Here is a 3,776-nt window from a genome sequence, read left to right on the forward strand (position 1 = left end):
CCATTTTTCAGGGATATGCTGTCATTTGAGAGCAAACCATTTTTCGCAAGTCGTGCCCATACTTTTACAATCAGGTCAGGCATATCTTCGGCGATTAAACCGACCGGCGCTTCCTCAGCAAAACAATTTGCAGTTTCCGCATGTATCCACACTGCCGCACAGGCAGCTTCAAAGGCTGGCATACCCTGCGCACATAGCCCCGCAATAATACCGGTCAGTACATCACCGGAACCGGCAGTTGCCAGTAATGCCGTCCCGTTACTATTAATTGCAGCACGGCCATCCGGTGCGGCGATCACCGTATCCGCTCCCTTATAAATCACCACACTATGGCTGAGCTGAGCAGCCTGCCGCGCTTTCTCAACTTTACTCTGTCTATCCGTAACCAATCCGCCGAATAACCGCTGAAACTCCCCCTCATGAGGTGTCAACACCAGCGAACAGCCTGATCGTTCTGCGGCAGCAAACAGTATTTGCGGCTGATCTTTAAATGCTGTGATGCCATCAGCATCCAGAACCAGTGTTTTCAAACCGGCTCCATCTGCACTATCCGCCATTAATACACAGACCAGCTCCCGCGCCCTTGGCAGATCACCAAAGGCAGGCCCCAAAACCGCAGTTTTGACTTTTCTTGTTCTGATAAAATTCAGAACACCAACAGTTTCACCTATCGGATACAGCATCGTGCCCGTCAAATGTGCGGCATGAACAGGCAATGCATCCGGAGGCGCAATCATTGTCACGAGCCCCGCCCCTGTACGCGCAGAAGCAGAAGCACTCAGGCGTGCAGCGCCGGTGGACATCATCCCGCCGGAAAACACCCCGACATGGCCACGTGTGAATTTATGGGCATTGGCCAGTGCAACAGGCAGAACATCACGCCAGAGCTCCGGCAGATTTTCATAAAGCCTGACAGGTATTGTTTCGAATACCGTATTTTCAATGCTGATATCGCGGACATGCACTTCACCGCATAACTCACGTCCCGGCTGCAATAAATGCCCGGGCTTCTTGCGGAAAAACGTAACCGTATGCTGCGCCTGCACAGCTACACCCTTAACCTGCCCGTCCAGTCCTGATACACCGCTTGGCAGATCAATAGCACAGACAAATACACCGGACATATTCAGCCTTGTGATACAAGTTGCCAGCGCTCCGTTTACATCGCGCACCAATCCCGCACCGAGCAGAGCGTCCACAACCAGCGGATAATCTTCGGGTATAAAATGGTGAAGTGGCAGAACCTGCCCGCCTGAAGACACATAGTCAGCACAGGCAAGAGCAGCATCACCGTCCGTTTTGGGTTGTTCCGTATAAAAACAAGCCACAGATATGCCCGCCGCCTTCAACAGCTTTGCAACGACATAGCCATCGCCGCCATTATTGCCGGAGCCACAGAGCACAGCGACAGAACGGACATCAGGCCAAAATCTGACAATCTCTTCAAATACCGCCTGTCCGGCGCGCTGCATCAGATGATAGCCTGCAATACCACCCGCAATGCTAATCCGGTCAGCCTGCCCCATCTCTTCCGGCGTCAATAATTCCATATCAGGCTCCTGCAAGAATGCTTACTGCTTCACACATGCTTATTTAGAACGCACAATGCCTAAATTTTAGGCAATTCAAATCCGGCAATCATATTTATCACTGCCATTTTTTCATGCAAAGGCAACGCAGATGCGGCCTTGCCTGAAATTTCTGCACATTCTTCGCCTCAGCTGAAATTCACCTTTCGGCATAATTTGAAAATAAATCAAATATTTCAACAAGCTGCAGCAAAAGCTGCCAATTAAAATTCTGCCTGCCCATAAAAAATTATAAAATTTTACCCGTCAGATTATAAATTCGCAGATTTTGGCACGATTTATGCTTGTAATATTTCAAGGCCATGTAAGGCTCAGAAATAAACGGAGGCAGCATTCTGATGAAAAAAATCGAAGCTATCATTAAGCCTTTCAAACTTGATGAAGTCAAAGAAGCACTTCAGGACGTCGGCCTGCAAGGTATCACCGTTCTGGAAGCCAAGGGTTTCGGCCGTCAAAAAGGCCACACTGAACTGTATCGCGGCGCGGAATATGTTGTCGATTTTCTGCCAAAGGTAAAAATCGAAGTCGTGCTTGCCGATGATGCAGTGGATGCAGCGGTGGAAGCCATCCGCAAAGCCGCACAAACCGGCCGTATTGGCGACGGTAAAATCTTTATCTCCAGCGTTGAAGAAGTGATCCGCATCCGTACCGGCGAAACCGGCCCTGATGCTATCTGATATGTAAGTCACCGGTTATGCCGGACAAATTTTCTCAGTTTAACGTCGTTCAATAGGAAAATGCATATGACGACCGCCCATGACATTCTGAAACTGATCTCTGACAACGACGTAAAATTCGTTGACCTGCGTTTTACTGACCCTAAAGGCAAGCTGCACCATGTGACTATGGATGTGGGCATGGTTGATGAAGACATGTTCACCGACGGCGTTATGTTCGACGCCTCCTCCATCGGCGGCTGGAAAGCCATCAATGAATCCGACATGGTTCTGATGCCGGATCCGGCTTCCGCACACATGGATCCGTTCTTTGCAGCGTCCACTCTGGTTCTGCTTTGCGATATTCTTGATCCTGTTACCGGCGAAAACTACAACCGCGATCCGCGCGGCACTGCCAAGAAAGCAGAAGCCTATGTGAAATCGCTTGGCATCGGCGACACTGTTTTCATCGGCCCAGAAGCTGAATTCTTCATCTTCGATGATGTGAAATACAAAAACGACCCTTACAACACCGGTTTCAAGCTGGATTCCAGCGAACTGCCATCAAATGATGACACCGATTACGAAACCGGCAATATGGGTCACCGTCCGCGCGTTAAAGGCGGCTATTTCCCTGTTCCGCCAATCGACAGCTGTCAGGATATGCGCTCGGAAATGCTCACAGTTCTGTCCGAAATGGGCGTAACCGTTGAAAAGCATCACCATGAAGTTGCAGCCGCTCAGCACGAACTCGGTGTGAAGTTCGACACGCTCGTCGCAAATGCCGACAAGATGCAGCTCTTCAAATATGTGGTTCACCAGACTGCAAATGCCTATGGCAAGACTGCAACTTTCATGCCGAAGCCAATCTTCGGTGACAATGGTTCGGGCATGCATGTTCACGTATCGATCTGGAAAGACGGCAAGCCGACTTTCGCCGGTAATGAATATGCCGGTCTGTCAGAAAGCTGCCTGTTCTTCATCGGCGGCGTGATCAAACATGCCAAAGCACTGAATGCCTTCACCAACCCTTCGACCAACTCTTATAAGCGTCTGGTTCCGGGTTATGAAGCGCCTGTTCTGCTGGCCTATTCCGCCCGCAACCGTTCAGCTTCCTGCCGTATTCCATTTGGCAACTCGCCAAAATCAAAGCGTCTGGAAGTCCGCTTCCCTGATCCGACAGCAAACCCATACTATTGCTTTGCTGCCATTCTGATGGCTGGTCTTGATGGTATCAAGAACAAGATCCATCCGGGCCAGGCAATGGATAAAGATCTTTATGATCTGCCAGCTAAAGAACTGAAAAAAATTCCGACCGTTTGCGGTTCTCTGCGTGAAGCCCTCCAGAGCCTCGACAAAGACCGCGCCTTCCTCAAAGCTGGTGATGTGTTCAGCGACGATCAGATCGACAGCTTCATTGAACTGAAAATGCAGGAAGTCATGCGCTTTGAAATGGCTCCGCATCCGGTTGAATTCGATATGTATTACTCCTGCTGATACATCCTCCCGAAACAAGAAACCCCCCCCCACG

The 3,776-nt window shown here is 50.0% G+C and carries 3 protein-coding genes; 2 read left to right on the forward strand and 1 reads right to left on the reverse strand.

Annotation, left to right across the window (positions count from 1 at the left end; all coding sequences use genetic code 11):
• Nucleotides 1–1,550, reverse strand: a 1,550-nt coding sequence (locus tag A918_RS20460) for a bifunctional ADP-dependent NAD(P)H-hydrate dehydratase/NAD(P)H-hydrate epimerase (protein WP_022711539.1), incomplete at its 3' end; no start/stop codon positions are given.
• Between the two features lie 377 nt (nucleotides 1,551–1,927).
• Here A918_RS20460 and A918_RS0113280 point away from each other — a divergent pair.
• Both A918_RS0113280 and glnA read left to right on the forward strand, forming a co-directional pair.
• Entirely contained in the window at nucleotides 1,928–2,266 is a 339-nt protein-coding gene (locus A918_RS0113280; RefSeq protein ID WP_028233793.1) for a P-II family nitrogen regulator, read from the forward strand.
• A gap of 66 nt (nucleotides 2,267–2,332) precedes the next feature.
• The gene (gene glnA, locus A918_RS0113285; RefSeq protein ID WP_022711540.1) at nucleotides 2,333–3,742 is read left to right on the forward strand and encodes a type I glutamate--ammonia ligase; all 1,410 of its coding nucleotides are present in this window, start codon (nucleotides 2,333–2,335) and stop codon (nucleotides 3,740–3,742) included.
• Nucleotides 3,743–3,776: the final 34 nt, after the last annotated feature.

Origin of the sequence: Pseudochrobactrum sp. AO18b, from assembly GCF_000409565.1 — a bacterium.
Lineage (GTDB): Bacteria > Pseudomonadota > Alphaproteobacteria > Rhizobiales > Rhizobiaceae > Pseudochrobactrum > Pseudochrobactrum saccharolyticum.

What these genes read in the sequence shown, in the direction of transcription:
- A918_RS0113280 (WP_028233793.1), top strand. Translation starts at nt 1,928, where the DNA reads ATGAAAAAAATCGAAGCTATCATTAAGCCTTTCAAACTTGATGAAGTC.
- glnA (WP_022711540.1), top strand. Translation starts at nt 2,333, where the DNA reads ATGACGACCGCCCATGACATTCTGAAACTGATCTCTGACAACGACGTA.